Consider the following 19286-nt stretch of genomic DNA (forward strand, 5'->3'; position numbering starts at 1 on the left):
TTCAGCCCTCTCTTACCAAAATGATTGAAAATGCTTAGTTCTCCTGATTTGAGCTTTTCTCGAACCTTGCCTATTGTTGTATTTAATCAGCTTGGGGAGTTGTTAGAACAGATGGCTCAAACGGTGGGAAGTGCCGTTTTGATACTGAAGGAAGCTGTGTTGGTGCGGATTTACATACCTGTGGACTGGCAAAAGCAAAGGTTTACATTAGTGGTTTCTGAGCAGTTTAGCGTCCTTTTGGTAGGAACCTTTGAGCAAGGAAGCAGAGAAACAGAGGGGCAAGAAACTTACTCAGAAATCAATGCTCAGTTGACGTTTAATTTGGAGGCGATCGCAACATTTATCTCCGAATTGAGAGATTTATTTGAGTGCGATTCTGATACTCACCAAAATCTCGAACGCTATCAGCAAATTATTAGACCCAATGATGCCACACTCCAAAGTCAATTCACGCTGTTGCTATTAGAATATCTCCTAACTCAGCCAAACCAAGAAATAATAGCATCTCCAAGCCCCGTTGGACCAGCAGTTTATATCTGTCAGCTAGTGGAAGATGCTTTAAAAAAACAGATTTCCCAAGAGCGGTTGTTGAATCAGGTAACAACACAGATCCGCAAAAGCCTAGATTTGCCTGTCATTATGGCAACGGCGATTACACAGGTGCGTGAGTTTCTAGAATTAGACAGATTAGTAATTTATAAATTTGCAGGTTCCCAAGTTAGTACTCAACCATACCAGTCTGACACTATTCCCTTAAATGAAACGGCACTGGCAACAGGTATGGAACTATCAGTTAGAGAACCTTGCGAAATCTATTTTTTTATACATGAAAACAACGGTGAACACTCGCCTTTTGTATCAGTTAATAATAAAACCCTCTTAGAAGACTACCAACAATATGGAGGTTATATTGTCTATGAAGCCCGTGCTACAGATGCGATTAGCTCGGTATTGAATTACACAGAAAAACATTGCTTTATCCGAACCTCTCAATGTTGGGAGAAGTATTGCCAAGGCTTTACCTTAGCTGTGGATGATGTCGAAAAAACTTATGCTCTGGAAGAGTGTTTGTTGAATTTTTTAAGGGAATGCCAAGTTAAGGCTAAGTTCGCTGCACCGATTATCTTTGAAGACAAACTGTGGGGATTGCTGATTGCTCATCAGTGCGATGAACCCCATCAGTGGAATGATAGCGAAAAAAACTTGCTAATTGCGATCGCCGAACAATTCGCGATCGCTATTCACCAAGCTGAGTTAATGCAAACCCTCACCCAAGAAAAACAAAATCTCGAACAACGAGTGATTGAGCGTACAATGGCTCTCCGTGATGCTCTCCTCGCAGCTGAAGCCGCTAACCGTCTCAGAAGTGAGTTTCTTGCTACTATCAGTCATGAACTGCTCACGCCTTTAACTTATGTGATTGGGATGTCTTCGACTTTATTACGCTGGCCTTTGGGTGAATTGAGTCAACGACAACGGGGTTATCTGCAAACAATCCATGATAGTGGAGAACATTTATTAGAAATGATTAATGACATCCTCGATTTATCGCAAATCGAGGCTGGGAAGACAGCTTTAAATATTTCGGAATTTTCTTTGGTGAATGTTGCTCAAAATGCTGTAGAGTCACTGCGAAAAAAAGCAACAAGCGAACAAATTAATCTCATACTGGATTTGCAAATCGATCCCAAGCGCGATCGCTTTACCGCCGATGCAAAACGAGTAGAACAAATTCTTTTGAATCTGTTAACTAATGCAATTAAATTTACCCCTCAAAGTGGCAGCGTTACCTTACGTCTTTGGGTGGAAGACGACACCGCTATTTTTCAAGTGGAAGACACCGGAATTGGTATTCCTGAAGAACAATTACCATTACTGTTTGAGAAATTTCAGCAACTCGATACACCCTATCGCCGCCGCTACGAAGGCACCGGAGTTGGACTAGCTTTAACGAAACAACTTGTACAACTCCATCGGGGTCGAATTGAAGTAGAATCAACTGTCAGTATTGGCTCAATTTTTACTGTATGGATACCAACTCAGGCAGTGAGAGTGTTCAGGAATGCTGAGTAATGAGTAATGAGTAATGAGTAATGAGTAATGAGTAATGAGTAAAAATACCAGTCCCCAGTCCCCAGTCCCCAGTTATTCTTTCATTCAGGACTGCCTTCTGCCTTCTACCTTCTTCACCGATCGATCCAACGGCTCACTGCTGGCAATTGTGTAGAGAAGCATAGCGCACCTAACATACTCAAACTGCCACAGACAATCAAGGCATTAGTCGCACCAAAATTATGCGCTAAAGTTCCAGCTAACAGGTTCCCAAAGGGCATCATACCCACCATTGCTAAAGCATAAAAACTCATCACCCGTCCGCGCTTATCTTCGGCCACTAGGGTTTGGATAATCATATTACTACTGGTAATCATGAGGATGGTAAAGCAACCTGTAAACACCAGTATGACGATCGACAGCCAAACTTGACGCGATAGTGAAAAGGAGATCAGACTCATCCCAATAAAGGCTTGAGAAACTACAATCAAACGCTCTAAACCCTTAATCCCTCGCCTGATACTCAGATACAAACAAGCAAACAACGATCCAATCGGCGCTGAGGTACTTAGATGAGCCATTGTAGCTGCATCCCCATTTAAAATCTTAGCGGCGAAAATGGGCATGAGCGCAACATGAGACATTCCGACTAAACCTTGTAATGCCAGCATTAATAAAATTGCTCTAATGGGCTGGAATCTGGAGACATATTCAAAGCCCTCTCGCAATTTCTGTAAAGTATCGCTAAGGTTCGTCAGGTTCAGCGTGGGTCTGGCTTTCAGCCGCATCGCTAGCAGGGTAAAGATGGCGGGGATATAGCTGAGAGTATCGTAGAGAAAACAATATTTCACCCCTAGCGTCGCAATCAAAATTCCGCCCATAGCTGGCCCCAATACCAGCGAGGAACTTAACATCACTGAATTCAAGGCGATCGCATTACTCCAATCGGCGCGATCGCCTACGGTTTCGGTGACAATTGTATGGCGCACGGGCATATCTAAGCCCTTGAGCAAACCATTGAGAACACTCAGTACCAGTAGGATGGGAAATGTAATCCAATTCTGAAAAGTCAGAATCGTTAAAGTCAGGGAAACGCTGATTCCCAATATCTGCACCACCATTAACAAATCCCGCCGACTCCAGCGATCGGATAATACGCCCGAAAAGGGAATCAGTAATAATGTCGGTAAAAATTGTACAAACCCTGCAACTCCCAATAACCAAGCCGATTTAGTCAAATCGTATACCAGCCAAGGAATAGTCAACTGCTGGGTCATAAATGTCCCAGACATTGATAGTAACTGTCCCCCAAAAAACAGGCGAAAATTACGCCAACGAAAGGCGGGTAAATGGTGGTAAAGGGTTTTACTTATGCGATCGCCTACTTGTCCATTCCAAATTTTCATTAGGAGGAATTTTAATATGGTCTACGAACAATTAGATTAGCTAACAATTATAGGATAATTGCGCTCGCTTATCTGTCTGGGCTAACACCTTTGCCTAAATAAGCTCAAGTCCCCAATATTTAACCATTGGATCGCTACTTAAGTAATGCTGTAATTATTTACACAAAACTTACAGTTAATAATCAGGACTTACGCATGGACTACGATTTTAGGTCATTACGAGCAAAGCGATCGCGGAGCGTCTCGTAGAGAAGTAATCGCAAAGGCTTAGGTTTTTGGTTATGAGTGCGTAAGTTCTATGTTAGTTAGATTTTAAAGTTGGGAAGAATGTATTTAGTGAAACTACGCAAGCAACGCTAACTTACAATATGAGTTCTGATTTTCAACCACCACCTAAGAGCTTGTCCATACTAGCTTCTGTAGGAGGAGTAGTTACCGCTGTAATCGCGATCGCAATTTTAAATGGTTGGTCTAAGCAACTTTCCAAGACTTCTATAGAAAAACCGGAAATATCAACATCCGAAACTGCTTCCCGCCAATTGCTACAACCAAGGAAACCCCAAACCCAAAGCCCTGTTTCTGATGTTAAAGCAGCGGAAATAGTTGCCAGCCTGGATGCGAAATCTGTAGTTTTGCCAGGTCAAGCCATTCCTAAAAATCAATTAACAGTAGCTATAATCCCATATACTGCTCCGGGAGTTGGAAAACTGACCTCAGAGGAGATAACAACTGCGCGTCAGGCTTGGTCATACTTCCAGCACAATTGGAATGATGAAACTGGCTTGATCAATTCTGTGGATGGTTTTGCCTCAATAAGTATGTGGGATCAGACAGCAGCGATCGCAGCCTTAGTCAGCGCTAGAGAACTCAATATCGTACCTGCTGCTGAATTTGATGCCAAAATGACCAAAATGTTGAATACATTAGCGTCTATCCCCTTGTATAAAGGAGAACTACCTAACAAGGTCTACAACGCTAAGACTCTTGTACCCGTTAATTATGGTCAACTAGAAAAACGCGAAGAAATTGGTTGGTCAGCCATCGATTTGGGGAGAATGGCAATCTGGCTGAAGATTGTCGAGGCCAAGTATCCAGAAATGCGATCGCAAATAGCAGCAGTTTGGAAACATTGGCAAGTTAAGCGTCTAACTAAAAATGGCCAAATGTACGGTACTGCTGTCGTCAAAGGTAAAGAACAGTATAACCAAGAAGGTCGCTTGGGCTATGAGAATTATGCCGCCTATGGTCTGAAATTATGGGGCTTGGATGTTAAGCAAGCCTTAGATTATCAGTCTCATACAGCCTTTGTTGACCTTTACGGACAGGGAATTCCTTACGATAAACGCGACTATAAAAACTCTGGAGCCAATAATTACGTTCTGAGCGAACCCTATATCTTAGATGGCATCGAAACTGGGTTTCAAGCTTTGCCGAAAGTCTATGCCGATCGGATTTTAGCTGCTCAAGCAGCACGTTATGAAGCGACAAAACAATTAACCGCCGTCACCGAAGACAACTTAGATCGCCCTCCATACTTTGTTTACAGCAGCCTGTTTGTCAACGGAGAACCTTGGGCAACCATTGCAGATACCGGAGAAAAACACAACGATTTGCGATTCCTCAGTGCCAAAGCTGCGATCGGCTGGCATGTACTTTATAACACCGCATACACGCAGCAGTTATTTAATTTCGTTCAAAGCAACCTCAAATCAAAAGATGGCTGGTACAACGGTTTTTATGAATCTCTGCGTCAGCCGAATAAAACTCTTACCGCTAATAATAATGGCGTAATTTTAGAGAGTTTGCTGTATAAACAAGTTGGGCAACCGCTCACCGTTTGGGCAGGAGTCAAAAGCTATAAGTCAACCAAAAGGGCTATCAGAACACGGCAAGTTACAGCTAAAATTCTCAGACCATGAAAAAATTGGCGTTGCATAATAGATGTCATCTACTGTGCAATGTCCATATTTTACCCACATAAGTCTATTCAGTAACGCCACTTTATGGCAAAAGTCTCTGAATGGACACTGAAATATTTGTAAATGCTAATGGTGTAATTGTTCCTTGGGTAAGAGTAGATTCTTCAACATACTTACCACTTTGAGGGTTTCTGAACACAATCATCTGTTTAGCAGATAAATTTAAAACCCAATATTCTTGAATCTCAGCCGTCGCGTAAATCGCAGCCTTGATCTCCAAGCTATTGTTTAAGCTAGTCTTGGCAACTTCTATAATCCAGAATATATCTTGAGGAGCAGGATGGCGATCGCAGTAAGATGACTCAGGAAGTCGAACAATTGCAATATCAGGTTCGGGTTCCGAGTCGGATAGTGTAATCGGCCCATTGAAACGAACATCAGCTTTACCTGAGAGCAATTCTTCTAAATATTTTGCACCTCGTTTTGCGGTGGTGTAGTGAATTGGGGTTTCTGGACTCATCTCAACAATTTCGCCTGCTAGCAATTCCAGATGGCGATCGCGCAGAATGCCCGCCTCAACCATGCGATGATAGTCGTCTACAGACCATTTAGCCAGGGTTTTCATAGCATAACTGCTCACATTCCTGTGATAAACCTAGTTCAATTTTATGGCTTCTTGGTTGAGAAGCTCAATATAAAATTCTAGACATACAATTACTCTAAGGTCAGGCGCATCATGGAATGAAAATTCGCCTTGCGCCTTGATAATCTTCAATATCAAGCACGATATCAACTAATCGATTAACGCAACGTTCCCGATAATCTGGTTCAGCAAGTAGCCGATCAATATTGCCTATTGTAACAACAGGTAGTGATGTCAGAGTATTTTCCTCACGCATCACTTGCTCCAAGGAATCTTTGCCCTTCATGCTTCGGTTGGCAGTGATCAGAATCATCTGATTAGCTTGAGCATACCGCCAAACAACGCGATCGTCGCTTGTGACTGCTAACCCCACTTCTTCAAAGAGGATAAAGCGAATCGAAATTAAGTCAAGCCAGCCGCTTGCCGCAAGGCTACCTGCTAGAAGAACGGAATGTCCTCGAAGATTATGATCGACCAGAAAGTTCATGCTTGTGATTCAAGCTTGGCTCGTTCTGCTTGAAGCTTTGCCCGAATAGCTTCTGTACCAGGCTTTGGAGGTTTAGCAGCAATACGGGCAGTTCGCTCTCGATTTTCTTCTTCGTAATACTGCCGTAGTTCTTCGGTTTCCTGGAGGACAAGATGATACTCTGCTTCAACCTCTGTACGGTGTGCATCAATGTAAGATAGCGCAGAATCGACTTGCTCATCCGTGAGACTAAGCATGGCACGGATAAACTTCGGTGGGTACTGTTCTGTTACATAGTCCATCACATCATATAGAGTGATACGAGTGCCTGCGATCGTCAGTCCGCGTTCTGTGCGAATAATAGTTGTTTGCCCATTTGATGCCAGAGTCATATCTCAATGCCCCTCTGAAACTACCTCCATACTACCGAAAAACTTATGAGTTAATGCGTGGGTATCCCGTTGTAGACATCACTATGCAATGTCCAAGATGTGCATCAACTCATAATCGGAAGAATTGCAAAAAATATGGTCAACTGTGGGGATAAATAATGGCGCTCACCAGTGCCAGGCGATGTCTACGACGGGCTGTTCGGTGACGCTGGGTGGTAACTTGAAGACCTACTCCTTCTTCTTGTAGCAACATAGACATCTTTTATGGTCGAAGGTGTCTAACATCATACTGGCAGGTTGATTTAGAGCGGTTAGCTCCCAACTATGCTGAGATTGAAAATATTCCTCATGCTGATGCCAGTGATAAAGATATTGAAGAACTGGTTTCAAAGCTGAAGGTCTTTAAGGAAGATGAGTTTGCTGATTTGCTGCACCAGTGCCATAACGTAATTCGCAATCGAGAGAAGAAAGACCCCGCAGCGGCATTTGATGAGATTGCCAAGATTTTATTTGTTAAAACTGGAATTGAACGCCGATTGCGAGAAGGGCGATCGCGAAAAAATCTGTTCACGGCTGATTTTCTAGATGAACAGAAGCAGATTCATGATGATCCAATGAACGTGTTATTTGCCCAAACTAAGCGAGATTATGAAGTTGATCGCATCTTTGATGAGGATGATCGAATTGATCTCAAATTCAATACGGCTAAAGCAATTGTAAAGCTGCTTGAGAAATATAATCTTTCAGATACCAGCGAAGACATTAAAGGCATTGCTTTTGAGCGGTTTTTAGGGCGCACCTTTCGGGGCGAAATTGGGCAGTTTTTTACACCTCGTACCATTGTAGAGTTCATGATCCGAATGGTGGAACCACAGGAAGGAGATGTAATTTGTGATCCCGCCAGTGGTTCGGGTGGATTCCTGATTCGTTTTTTTGAAATTGTGCGGCAGCAAATTTTGGCGAATGCAGATAGAGAGTACGAGGAATTTAAAGCAGAAGTCGCGGAACGGACTGACCTAAATGACATTGAAAAAGCTAGGTTACGCCGCGAAAAGTACGCTGTAATTCAAGAAACAATCGATCAAAAAAAAGAAAATTCTCGTTTGTGGAAGCTAGCAAATCGTTGTATTTATGGCACTGATGCAAATGATCGTATGGCACGTACTAGCAAGATGAATATGATTATGCACGGAGATGGTCATGGTGGAGTACATCATCATGATGGATTTATCAACATCAATGGCATTTTTGAAGGTCGCTTTGACATTGTGCTGACCAATCCACCTTTTGGGGCAAATGTGGAAGAGACTGATGTAATTGAAGAAGCCAGCGTCACTGTTCCCGAAAAAGTAGAGGAGCAGTATACAAAGGATTTTGGCGATCTCTACAAAGAAGCAATGAAAAGGGTACGAGCCGCAGTAGGAAATTCTATCGCTTCTCTCTTTGATTTACCTAAAAATGCAAGTAGTAAAACTAAAACTGAAATTTTGTTCATTGAACGGTGTCTATCTTTGCTCAAACCAGGAGGACGTTTAGGAATTGTTTTACCAGAGGGTATTTTTAATAATCCTTCACTGGCTTATGTGCGTGAGTTTTGCGAAGATCGGGCTTTTATTCGAGCCGTAGTAAGCTTACCTCAAGAAACGTTTTATTCGTCTGGAGCTAGTGTTAAAGCATCACTGTTATTCATGCAGAAATTTACTGAGGCAGAGCAACTAGATTTTGATGCTAATAAAGCTGAAGCAAAGGCAGAAATTGATGAAAAATATGCTGAAGAAATTGCAGCCCAAACCCATAGCCTGAATGAAGCGATCGCTACTGCAAAAGCTGAGAAAAAAACTCAATTGAGACAGGCCCTACAAAAAGAATTAAAAGCCTATCTAAAACAGATGGAAACCATCAAGCAAGCAGAAACTCGCGGTTTGTTAAAAGAACGAGTTCCTTATCCAATTTTTCTCTATAATGCCGAAAAGGTAGGTATTACAGCAACGGGAGAAGAAGACCAAAACGAACTTTACCCCAACGACAACCAACCACCAAATTCTAATGTCAGTTGTCTAGATTTCTATCGTGAGTTTCGCACTAATCCTGAGAAATTCATGCTAAATCTGGAGGAATCCGCAGCATGACAACAGCAAATCAAGAATTGCCAAAAGTTTTTGGAGTTTGGTTTAAGGACTTACAGTCTTGGAGTGTCAATTCGTTTTTTAAGGTTGGCTGGCAATGGCTCAAAGAATTTATCCAACCTCTGCACACTGCTTTACAGAGAAAACAAGTAGAGATTAATAGAAAAGAATCTCCCCTTGAAACGCTTCAGCTAATTACTTTACACTTTGATGGTTCAATTGAGCTACGAAACTTAAAAGGCAAAAGCGAATTTAAAGGAAAATTATTTTCTGCTTCTCCAGGTGATGTTATTTACTCCAAAATAGATGTTAGGAATGGTGCAATTGGCGTTATTCCTGACGATATGCCGCTTGCAGCAGTTAGTAGTGAATTTCCAGTTTATGCAGTTTTACCTGATGTCGCCCTCCCTGATTACATTCAGCTTGTCTTCAGAAGTCAACAATTTTTACAACTTATCAATAGCATGATCAGTGGAACAAGTGGGCGAAAGCGAGTTCAACCTGAGCAATTAGAGCAAATTGAAATACCATTACCGCCGATCGGTATTCAGCAAGCCATTGTCGATCGCTGGCAAACCACACAAGAAGAAATCAAAGCAATTACTGAGCGGATAGTGAATCAAGAAAAAGAAACTTGGCTTAATCTTCAGCAAATACTTGGTCGTGAAAGAAAAAATATTTTGATTAAGCCTAAAGCTTTTGCTCTTTGGTGGTCAGAGATACAAAGATGGGGTGTTGATATGTGCTGGAGAGAAAGAAATCAACCTCAAGAGTCGCAGTATCCTACCGTAAAAATAAATGAAATATGTCAGATTGGAAGCGGTGGAACCCCTTCTAGGAAAAATGCATCTTATTTTGGTGGAGATATTCCCTGGGTTAAAACTACTGAAGTACGCAATGAAATGATTTTTCGGACAGAAGAATCAATTACTAAATTAGGATTAGATAACAGTAGCGCAAAAGTCTATCCTGTGGGAAGCATCATTATTGCGATGTACGGTCAAGGGGCAACTCGTGGAAGAACGGGAAAACTCGGAATAGAAGCTGCAACGAATCAAGCTTGTGCTGTTCTAACTAACTTTTCTGAAGACGTAGATCCTGATTTTGTTTGGATTTATTTAATAAGTGAGTATGATAGACTCCGTGAACTAGCAAGCGGTAACAATCAGCCCAATCTTAATGCTGATATGATTGCAAACTATCCAATTCCTATTCCATCTCTAGATATACAGAAATACCTAGTAAAACGAGTAGAGCAAGGAAAAAAAGCTATTTTCTATGAACGCGCAGCAGCAGAACGTAAGCGGCAAGAAATTGAAGCTGAAATTGAGGCGTTGATTTTGGGAACCAAGCAGATTGAGGTAGCTGTCTAAGTTTGTCTGGCGATCATGTATTGCCTGTGATCACATAGAGGCGATCGCCCCCAGCATATAGTAATCCTAAATGAGTTGTAAAAATCGAGAGACTAAGATCCCCGACTTCTCAAAGAAGTCGGGGATCTTATTGTTCACGAATGATTTAGGACTGCTATATAACAGCTGAGGCTACTCGACTGAATCGATAAAGCCATTACTAAAAGAATAGACCTGATAAAAGCTCAATTTATGAATTATAACTGTACAGACGGGCTATGACGCTCCTAATTCCTTCTTTACATTATGATATACAAACTCCCTCAACAAAAGCTGTTGAGATGGATTGCATTGTTCCTAATTGGAACATTTCTGCAATTGTTGTTTTACATTCCGACACCAGTCTTATCCCAAAATCCCAATAGCTGTAGCAATATTACAGCCCCGCTCACATCTGAAGAACAAACTTATGCTCGTGCGGCTTGGCAATATTTTGTCAAAAATTATCAGCCAGCGACGGGATTTACCAATTCTACTGGGGGTTATCCTTCGGGTACACTCTGGGATATGGGTAACTACCTGATGGCATTGAATGCTGCACGCTGGTTGAATCTGACTGACCAAGCAGACTTTGATTCCCGCCTCAATAAGTTTTTGACGACCCTCAACAGCCTGAAGTTATTTGAAGATGCGCTGCCAAATAAAGTTTATAACGCGGCCACTGCACAGATGGTTGATTATGGTAACAATCCAATAGAGCGGGGTATTGGTTGGTCGGCTTTGGATGTTGGGCGAATACTGGCGGCTTTTGATGTCATCCGTACCTGTCACCCTCAATATAATGAGTGGCTCAAAGGGATTGTAGCAAAGTGGCAGGTGGCGCGATCGCTCAAAGATGGAGAACTATTTGGCGCTACTGTTCTTCCTGACAAGAAAACGTTACTGGTGCAGGAAGGACGACTCGGTTACGAAGAATACGGCGCTAGGGGTTATCAACTTTGGGGTTTTTCTGCATCCAAGGCCATTGCTTTAGAACCGTTTAAGTTAGTCGAAATTAATGGTGTCCAAATTCCTGTTGATAGCCGTGACTTTCAAAGCACCAATGCTAATAATTATGTTGTGAGTGAGTCTTATATCCTGGATGGGATTGAATTTGGCTTGCAAGGTGAATTAGCCGATTTTGCTGCCAGGGTTTTAGATGTGCAAAAACGGCGTTTTGATACCACAGGTCAGTTAACTGCCGTCACAGAAGATAATATCGACCAAGCACCTTATTTTCTCTACAACACCGTCTACGCTAACGGTGTCAACTGGGCAACTATTACTGATGGCAATCAACCTTATCCACAGTTTCGCAGCATTAGCACAAAAGCTGCTTTTGGCTGGCGCTATCTGTTTCCAGATAATGCTTATGCCCAAAAAGTTTTTGATGCAGTCAAGGATCTCCGCAGTCCTGATGATGGTGGTTACTATGCTGGTATTTATGAAGAATCAAAACAACCCAATAAAGCTTTAACAGGTAATACTAATGGGTTAATTTTGGAGATTTTATACTACAAAGCTAGGGGAAATCACCCTTTAATTGCTTCTGGTTCTGCGAGTGTGTCCACTAGCAAGCCTAGTGAAAATACTTCTCCAGCAACATCTGCAAATCAATCGAATTCTACTGGTAAGCCTAGTGAAAATGCTTCTCCAGTAACACCCGCAAATCAAGCGAATTCTACTGCTAAGACTCCGATCGCAATCCCTACGGACAATTCTAAACCGACAGAAGTAACCATTGCACCGATTCCACCAGTAGATAGTCCATCATCTAACCTGAAGCTAGATCGATCGCTGACGGTTATTGAACGGCGTTATGCAGAGGCGGCTTGGCGATACTTTCAAGCCAATTATCACTCTAAAAATGGGCTGATAGATGATCGCAGTGATTTCAAAGGTGCAACCCTCTGGGGATTGGGAAATTATCTCTCAGCCCTCCATGCAGCGCGATCGCTCGATATAATTACCCCCAAGGAATTTGACGGGCGCACTCGCCATCTGTTGGCAGCATTGACAAAGTTACCATTATTTGCTGGAGAATTGCCGAGTCGGAGTTACGATACGCGATCGCTCCAACCAGTAGATTATGGTGGAAATCCAATTCCAGAAGGAAACGGCTGGTCAGCTTTAGATTTAGGGAGAATGCTGGCAGCGCTTTACAACTTAAAAACCTGCCATCCAGAATACACGGCTGCGGTAGATAAAATTGTGCTGGATTGGTCATATTTGCGTGTGGTGCGCGAAGGTATTCTCTCTAGTGCCACCGTCACCAAAGAGCAAGATGGGCGATATCTAACGCGCGTTAACCCAGAAATTCGCTTGGGTTATGAAGAATATGCCGCTCGTGCCTTTCAATTATGGGGGTTTAATCTTGAGCGTTCTGCTGTTGGGGGTGAATATCAAACTTCCTCAGTGGAAGGGGTGAAAGTCCCAATTCAACGCCATCGCACAGATACTAATTCTAAAGTTAACCAATACACAGTTAGCAATCCTTTTGTACTCTATGCACTGGAGTTTGGACTAGATCCACAAATGCGATCGCTCTTTGAGCCAATTTTCCAGGCGCAAGCCGAACGTTACCGCCGCACCAAAACCCTCACAGCCTCAGCCACCACCCTAATTGATCGTAAACCTTACACTGTCCACAGTACAATTACCGGACAAGGTGAGCCTTGGGCAGCTTTAGGAGATGACGGTAAACCAGTACCAAAGGGGCGATTGGTAAGTACAGCAGTCGCTTTTGCCTATCATGCCCTACTTCCAGAAAACAAGTATAGTCAAGAATTACTCCAAGGAACGACTGACTTATATAATCCATCGGCTGGATTTTATGAGGGTTTCTACGAAACCACCGGCAAAACAGCAATTGGTTTCACTAGCGACACCAACAGTATAATTTTGCAATCCTTGCTATACAGCGTGACAAATCGACAACCCTTAATTCGGCCGACTACCACCACGAAGTCTATTTGGTGGCAGGCTGTTAACGAGGGAAATTCTGGGCGGGGTCTACCTAGCACTGCCACACAACAAACCAAGTTAATTTCTGATAGTTCTGGAAGTTACTGGGTTTCAGATGGTAAAAATACCCATTTAATAACTGGCACAAAATAACAGAATTCTTGTAGAGACGTAGCACTGCTACGTCTTTAGGGAACTCGAAAAAATAAATTATCCAATATTGTGGGGTGGGCAAGATGCCATAGGTGTCAACTTAAGCTGGAAATAGCTTATCTGTTTGCTTCCATATCCGCCCGGAAATAAATTTTTTTGGCTTTTAGCTTAAGTCTACTGAAGTAGACTGGAGATTTTTAGTCATCTTCAGATGACTTTAGCTATAAGACGGGAATTTCAATTCCCGGCGGACAAGTGGTTTCACGTTAAGTTGACACCAATGGCAACATGAGCGCCCAGTCCATAGGGCGGGCAAGATGCCCACCCCACAAGAGTTAATTGCATATTTTTTTATTTGGAAGTCCCCTATCCGCTAACAGAATGAATTCTGACCGAAAAAGCGGATAGCGCAGCGTAAAGCCAACGGCATGATAACTCTTAGAGACGCTGCACCAACGCTTAGAGCGAGTATTTTCGAGTCGCGTCAAGATTGCTGGATTCTGAATTCTGCATCCTTCTTCATACCTCAATTCAGCAATGCTAATTTTGGGTTAATCGAGAATAAGCTGTTAGTTACAAATTTAACTAGGGAATACTTGTTTTGAGGGGAGATGCAGATACATTAACTATCGGTACTAAAATGACTTCAGTTTCTATTATTGATAATTCCGCAAACTTTTCCGGTAACAGCCGCTCGTTACTCAAAAAAAGAACCCTGTTATTTCGTTATCTAGCAGAAATCAATTTAATTTTTGGCATCTGGTATTTGCAATGGCGCATCACCCACTCCATCAATTTTGATGCCCTCTGGATCTCTATTCCTTTGCTGATAGCAGAGATTTATAGCTATTTCGGTGGCGTAATGTTTGTAATTGGCTTATGGCGACCTTTAGTCCGACAAATTAAGTCTCTCGACCAATTGACCCCACCTATACCCAAAGCTGATTGGCCAACAGTGGATGTGTTTGTAACCTGCTACAACGAGCCACCGGAAATTGTTGAAGAAACTGCTAAAGCTGCCCTAGCAATGGATTATCCGCCCATAAAGTTACGCGTTTATGTGCTGGATGATGGTAACTCGGCTGATATGCGAGCGATGACCGAAAGATTGTGTATTGAGGATTTGCAGTCTGCACAATTACAGAAAGAAGTAGTGCGAATTGATGCAGAACGCTCTTATTTGTTCGAGCGCTTGAAGCAACTGGAAAATCTCACAACTAATGCTCAAGCTGCTGAACAATGGCTACAAGCATCATCAAAATCAGTAGTTAACGATTCTGCTGCTGGATTTGTACAAGGTCTGCGTCAGTTAGTTCTTTGGCTATCTCCCGAACATCATACTATTAGCGATTCTCCTGCAAAGACGCTACGCGATCGCCTAATTAGCGAACGCAAAGCCTTACAAGAAGCTATAAGCAAGAAAGAAATAGAACTAATTGAACTCGCTCGTTTTCGCTACATTGCTCGTCCCAAGCCTGCTGGTGTACCCCATCATGCGAAAGCGGGTAATCTCAATTACGCGATTTTTTCGGGAGAAACTTCAGGACAGTTTCTTCTTACCCTAGATGCTGACCATATTCCCAAACCACAATTTCTCAAGCGAGTTCTGCCTTATTTCTACACCTATAATCTTTTCACAGGTAAATACGATCAGAATCAAATTGCTTTTGTTCAGACCCGCCAAGATTTTTACAATATTCCTCCCGGCGATCCTTTTGGACATCGAGCAAATTTATTTTATGGGCCGCTTCAACAAGGCAAAGATGGCATGAATGCCGCTTTTTATACAGGCACAAATGCGATTTTGAGGCGAGAAGCACTGATTAGTGTGGGACTACAACATTTTGCTGATGAGTTTGCCAAAGATGAAAAACGTCTGAATGAATTTCAATTAATTGGTGGCGTATCCAGCAACAGTATTACAGAAGATATGAATACAGCGATGCGTCTGCATGGTGCTGGATGGAAATCTATTTATCACAATGAACTTCTAGCAGAAGGTTTAGCACCAGATGACCTGAGTTCTACTCTGAAACAGCGACTACGTTGGGCACAAGGAACTATCCAAGTGCTATTGAGAGAAAACCCGCTCACCAAACCAGGATTAAGTTTTTGGCAAAGGTTGCACTATTTTAAGACGATGTATAGCTATTTCTCTGGTTTTGCAACTTTGGTTTTTATTTCTTGTCCAATTATCTATTTTTTTACGGATATTATTCCAGTTAAAACCTATGGCCCTGACTTTGCCTTACACTTTTTTCCCGCTTTTGTTATCAACCGTCTAACTTTTATATCAGCCACTTGGGGCATTCCAGCTAGAGAAGTTTGGCGCTCTGAACAATATGCGATCGCTTTATTTCCCTTGTTAATCCAAGCTGTATGGAGTGTATTTACAGGACAAAAACTCAATTTTCAAGTCACACCGAAGCAACGGCAATCTGGCATTTATCTCCGGCTGGTTTGGCCACAGTTAATTGTCTTTATCCTGACCATTCTAGGAATATTATGGAGTCTTTATCAGTTTGCAATTGGTCATCTGAATTATCCTGGCGTTCACTTACTCAATGGTGCATGGGCCATCTATAACTTATTGCTTTTGTCGGCTATCATCCGCGCCTCTGTTTGGCAACCTCCAAAAGAGGCCTAATTAAGAGTGCTGAGTTACTTGCAAATTCAATCTAGAAAAAACAGCTATGAACACTTATTCAGACTTAAACAACTCTAATCAGCGAAATGTCTTAACAATTTATGCTCATGCTGATGATGAAGTTCTACCTGCTGCTGGTACTCTCAGTTTGATGTCTAAAGCAGGGTGGAATGTTCATTGCTTAATTTTGACTGATGGCGGTCTTTCTAGTTCGCCGATTAAAGGTACGCGTCATCAAGAAGCAGATGCAGCGGGTAAAATTATCGGTGCAACTTACGAGTTTCATGCACTTGAAGAGTGCAACTTTTCAACCCAAGCAGTAGTAAAAGTGACTGAAGAAGTTCTGGGACGTTGGCAACCCGATCTGATTATTACCCACGCACCACAACCAGAAAAATATGGACATAGAGATCATGAAGTGTGTGCGATCGCAGTTTCTAATGTTGCTACTCGCAAAAACATACCTCTATGGTATTCAGCACCACCTGTTTTTTTACGTGGTTTTGAACCAAACTTTTTTGTAGATATCACCTCTGTCATTGAAGAGAAAGTTGCCGCTATTGGTTGTTATGAATCAGAGTTAAATAAAGCATTTATGCAGCTTGATGCCATACTAGTTTTATCTCGTTTTTGGGCAAGAGAGTTAGGTCAAAAAGATGGCTATTTTGAAGCTTTTGAAATTTCTCGGCAATGGGTTGATGCTAGCTTTTTTACTGCCATAGCAAATAATAGCAATCACCAAGTAGTAAAACAGAGCTAAATGCATAATTAACACAAAAATATTGCTGTATCTATTGCAGTTTTCCTAATGTCAATGCCAAAATATAAATACATAGTTTTCAAGCCAGAAAATAGGAAAATAAAACCATGAGTTTGAGTGTAAAAATACTAGAATTGTCTGGAATTTTAGATGGTATTAGAGGTAATGAGTTACGGCGTGAAGTTAGCGATATTCTGGCAGCCGGAACCGATGTTTTGTTGCTTGACTTGAAAGAAGTAAAGTTTATTGATAGCTCTGGGTTAGGTGCTTTAGTATCAGCAATGCAAATGGTACGAGCTGCTAATGGTAAACTTTTTGTTTGTTCGATCAGCGATCAAGTCAGAATGTTATTTGAATTGACTAAAATGGATAGAATTTTTCAAATTTTTGCCGATCAAGATGAATTCAATCGCCAAGTATTGGCAACACAGTAAGCTGCTAGACAATACCAAATTTCAAGCTACAGCCAGCCTATTTCAGGTAAATGAGGTACAAAATTTAATAAAAAATTCATATACCAAAAGACTTTCAACCCTGTTCTCTATTCCCTACTGTATTTGACTATACTAACCAAAGTTAACTTTTACTAAAGATAAGTCATCATCAAGATTATCTTGAGCATTTAAAGTGAGAATGTTCGCTAATAGTTGATTAAGATTACAAGTATCTTTTTGACTGTATTTGGTTAGTAAGTCAATGAAAGCATCAATACCCCAGATTTCACCATCTGACTGATTAATTTCATAAGCACCATCACTAAAGATGTATAAAGTGCTGTTTGCATCCACCTCAAAAGCAGCATCCTCAAATTTAACTTCAGGTAAAAAGCCAATTGGTAAATCTAAAGAAATTAGCTGTTTAACTTCAATGCTGTTCGTGGAGGTATTAGATAACAATAAAGCTGGGGGATGTCCGGCGTTGGCATAAATGAGTTGACGTTTTAGGCGGTGATAAACTCCATACCAGATTGTGAAGTATTTATCACCGTGTTTCCTCATTTGAAAGGCGTGATTGAGTGCTTTCAAAACTTCACTTGGTTGACAAAAGTTAGTGTTCGGTAGAGATTGCGATCGCAAAACATTTAGCACTGATACAGATAGGAGGGCTGAACCCACCCCATGACCTGATACATCTAGCAAGTAAATTGCCAAATGATCCTCGTCAATCCAATGATGGTCGAAGCAATCACCCCCTAGCTGTGCTGAGGGAATAAACAAATTTTCTGTAGTTACCGATCCTACTAAGGGTGAAGGCAAAAGCGATCGCACATAATCAGCGGCCTCAGACAATTCTGCTTCCAAAATTTGCTTTTGAATTTGCAAATCCTGATTTAATGTCTCCAAAACTTGCTTTTGACTTTGTAAATCCTGATTTAGCTGGTGTAACCTTAATCCTGCTCTTACCCTTGCTTTCAATTCATTCATCTCTATTGGTTTAGAGATAAACTCATCTGCTCCAGCGTCAAGCCCCCTAACTCTATCTTCCTCCTCTCCTCTAGCTGCTCCTCTAGCCGTCAATAGAATAAAAAAAGTAGTTGCTAATTCTGGATCGGTTCTAATTCGGCGACACACTTCTAGCCCATCTACCTGAGACATCATCCAATCACAAATAATTAAAGCAGGATGTAGCCTTTGCGCTTGTATAATTCCTTCTTCGCCATTGCTGGCTACAGTAGTATCATAACCCTGCCTTTGGAGTGTGCTTTTCAGTACTGCTCGCACTGTTGGGTCATCATCAATAACTAAAATTTTAAACATGGATTACACTTTATCAAGTAAACTTATCAGTAATATAGTTGCTTTCATTCAAGTTATATGAAATTTAGATTTTAATGTATAGTAAAATTACTCAAATTAAAAAATTAATTAACGAATATGATGATTTTAAAATATTTTATTAGTTAAAAAGTGAATAAGAAAATTTATCTCCAAGTCAACACAGACCTGAAAGGTTCACCTCAAGTTTTATCTTGGTTTGAGCAGATTAATCAACCACCTATTCTTGATAAACAAATTTGGTGGCAATGTCAAACGCTGATGATAGAAGGCTTTACTAACATTGTTGAACATGCCCACAAAAATTTACCTATTGAAACTCCTATTGAGATAGAAGCTGTGCGGTTAGATGAATACATAGAAATTCGTATCTGGTCTCAAGGCGAACCCTTTGACTTAGAAGAGCAATTGCGTCAAACATCTGAATTTGAAGAAAATGAGCAAGAGCGTGGGCGGGGTTTAAAAATCATGTCCGCCATTGCCGACAAGTTGAGTTATGAGCCGACGGGAGACAATCGTTACTGTTTATTTATTAGTAAATCTTATTAAAGATGCCGATAATAGGTCTAGGGAATGTGGCTTATAACTCCTA

General features: G+C 41.5%; 14 protein-coding genes. 9 read left to right on the forward strand and 5 right to left on the reverse strand.

Going from position 1 to position 19286, the window contains the following annotated elements; translation table 11 throughout:
- Positions 1–30: 30 nt before the first annotated feature.
- Positions 31–2073 carry a GAF domain-containing sensor histidine kinase gene (locus tag V7L31_RS14780; RefSeq protein WP_334696921.1) on the forward strand — a complete coding sequence of 681 codons (2043 nt, stop codon included), beginning with the start codon at positions 31–33 and terminating at the stop codon, positions 2071–2073.
- 113 nt (positions 2074–2186) lie between these two features.
- Here V7L31_RS14780 and V7L31_RS14785 read toward each other — a convergent pair whose 3' ends face one another.
- Positions 2187–3458, reverse strand: coding sequence for an MFS transporter (locus V7L31_RS14785; protein ID WP_334696922.1), 1272 nt, complete (start codon positions 3456–3458; stop codon positions 2187–2189).
- Between the two features lie 368 nt (positions 3459–3826).
- On the opposite strand from V7L31_RS14785, the gene V7L31_RS14790 reads away from it, so the two are divergent.
- On the forward strand, positions 3827–5377 hold the full coding sequence (locus V7L31_RS14790) for a DUF3131 domain-containing protein (RefSeq protein ID WP_334696923.1): 1551 nt from the start codon (positions 3827–3829) through the stop codon (positions 5375–5377).
- An 82-nt stretch (positions 5378–5459) separates the two neighbouring features.
- On the opposite strand, the gene V7L31_RS14795 is transcribed toward V7L31_RS14790, so the two are convergent.
- The 3 genes from V7L31_RS14795 to V7L31_RS14805 form a co-directional block, all read right to left on the reverse strand.
- The gene (locus V7L31_RS14795) at positions 5460–6002 is read right to left on the reverse strand and encodes a Uma2 family endonuclease (protein WP_334696924.1); all 543 of its coding nucleotides are present in this window, start codon (positions 6000–6002) and stop codon (positions 5460–5462) included.
- Positions 6003–6111: 109 nt separating this feature from the next.
- On the reverse strand, positions 6112–6507 hold the full coding sequence (locus tag V7L31_RS14800; protein ID WP_334696925.1) for a DUF5615 family PIN-like protein: 396 nt from the start codon (positions 6505–6507) through the stop codon (positions 6112–6114).
- Complete coding sequence (locus V7L31_RS14805) at positions 6504–6878, reverse strand: DUF433 domain-containing protein (protein ID WP_334696926.1); 375 nt, start codon at positions 6876–6878, stop codon at positions 6504–6506. Before V7L31_RS14805 ends, V7L31_RS14800 begins: the two co-directional genes overlap by 4 nt.
- A 425-nt stretch (positions 6879–7303) precedes the next feature.
- Here V7L31_RS14805 and V7L31_RS14810 point away from each other — a divergent pair, with 425 nt between their 5' ends.
- The 6 genes from V7L31_RS14810 (at position 7304) to V7L31_RS14835 (ending at position 17353) form a co-directional block, all read left to right on the forward strand.
- Positions 7304–9007, forward strand: a complete 1704-nt coding sequence (locus tag V7L31_RS14810) for an HsdM family class I SAM-dependent methyltransferase (protein WP_334696927.1) — start codon at positions 7304–7306, stop codon at positions 9005–9007.
- A complete protein-coding gene (locus V7L31_RS14815; protein ID WP_334696928.1) occupies positions 9004–10377 on the forward strand; it encodes a restriction endonuclease subunit S in 1374 nt (457 codons plus the stop codon). Before V7L31_RS14810 ends, V7L31_RS14815 begins: the two co-directional genes overlap by 4 nt.
- 285 nt (positions 10378–10662) lie before the next feature.
- Entirely contained in the window at positions 10663–13512 is a 2850-nt protein-coding gene (locus V7L31_RS14820) for a DUF3131 domain-containing protein (RefSeq protein ID WP_334696929.1), read from the forward strand.
- Between the two features lie 640 nt (positions 13513–14152).
- Positions 14153–16159: a glycosyltransferase gene (locus V7L31_RS14825; RefSeq protein ID WP_334696930.1), complete on the forward strand. Its 2007-nt coding sequence runs from the start codon at positions 14153–14155 to the stop codon at positions 16157–16159.
- Positions 16160–16205: 46 nt separating this feature from the next.
- Positions 16206–16919 (forward strand): PIG-L deacetylase family protein, encoded by a 714-nt coding sequence (locus V7L31_RS14830; protein ID WP_334696931.1) that lies wholly within the window; start codon positions 16206–16208, stop codon positions 16917–16919.
- A 107-nt stretch (positions 16920–17026) separates the two neighbouring features.
- Positions 17027–17353, forward strand: coding sequence for an STAS domain-containing protein (locus V7L31_RS14835; protein ID WP_334696932.1), 327 nt, complete (start codon positions 17027–17029; stop codon positions 17351–17353).
- A gap of 132 nt (positions 17354–17485) precedes the next feature.
- Here the strand turns inward: V7L31_RS14835 and V7L31_RS14840 are convergent, their stop codons facing one another.
- Complete coding sequence (locus V7L31_RS14840; protein WP_334696933.1) at positions 17486–18676, reverse strand: SpoIIE family protein phosphatase; 1191 nt, start codon at positions 18674–18676, stop codon at positions 17486–17488.
- A gap of 150 nt (positions 18677–18826) precedes the next feature.
- On the opposite strand from V7L31_RS14840, the gene V7L31_RS14845 reads away from it, so the two are divergent.
- Positions 18827–19243 carry an ATP-binding protein gene (locus V7L31_RS14845; protein WP_334696934.1) on the forward strand — a complete coding sequence of 139 codons (417 nt, stop codon included), beginning with the start codon at positions 18827–18829 and terminating at the stop codon, positions 19241–19243.
- The last annotated feature ends 43 nt before the right edge of the window (positions 19244–19286 follow it).

The organism is Nostoc sp., from assembly GCF_036916655.1.
Taxonomy (GTDB): domain Bacteria; phylum Cyanobacteriota; class Cyanobacteriia; order Cyanobacteriales; family Nostocaceae; genus Nostoc.

What these genes read in the sequence shown, in the direction of transcription:
- V7L31_RS14780 (WP_334696921.1), top strand. Translation starts at nt 31, where the DNA reads ATGCTTAGTTCTCCTGATTTGAGCTTTTCTCGAACCTTGCCTATTGTT.
- V7L31_RS14785 (WP_334696922.1), bottom strand. Translation starts at nt 3,458, where the DNA reads ATGAAAATTTGGAATGGACAAGTAGGCGATCGCATAAGTAAAACCCTT.
- V7L31_RS14790 (WP_334696923.1), top strand. Translation starts at nt 3,827, where the DNA reads ATGAGTTCTGATTTTCAACCACCACCTAAGAGCTTGTCCATACTAGCT.
- V7L31_RS14795 (WP_334696924.1), bottom strand. Translation starts at nt 6,002, where the DNA reads ATGAAAACCCTGGCTAAATGGTCTGTAGACGACTATCATCGCATGGTT.
- V7L31_RS14800 (WP_334696925.1), bottom strand. Translation starts at nt 6,507, where the DNA reads ATGAACTTTCTGGTCGATCATAATCTTCGAGGACATTCCGTTCTTCTA.
- V7L31_RS14805 (WP_334696926.1), bottom strand. Translation starts at nt 6,878, where the DNA reads ATGACTCTGGCATCAAATGGGCAAACAACTATTATTCGCACAGAACGC.
- V7L31_RS14815 (WP_334696928.1), top strand. Translation starts at nt 9,004, where the DNA reads ATGACAACAGCAAATCAAGAATTGCCAAAAGTTTTTGGAGTTTGGTTT.
- V7L31_RS14820 (WP_334696929.1), top strand. Translation starts at nt 10,663, where the DNA reads ATGATATACAAACTCCCTCAACAAAAGCTGTTGAGATGGATTGCATTG.
- V7L31_RS14825 (WP_334696930.1), top strand. Translation starts at nt 14,153, where the DNA reads ATGACTTCAGTTTCTATTATTGATAATTCCGCAAACTTTTCCGGTAAC.
- V7L31_RS14830 (WP_334696931.1), top strand. Translation starts at nt 16,206, where the DNA reads ATGAACACTTATTCAGACTTAAACAACTCTAATCAGCGAAATGTCTTA.
- V7L31_RS14835 (WP_334696932.1), top strand. Translation starts at nt 17,027, where the DNA reads ATGAGTTTGAGTGTAAAAATACTAGAATTGTCTGGAATTTTAGATGGT.
- V7L31_RS14840 (WP_334696933.1), bottom strand. Translation starts at nt 18,676, where the DNA reads ATGTTTAAAATTTTAGTTATTGATGATGACCCAACAGTGCGAGCAGTA.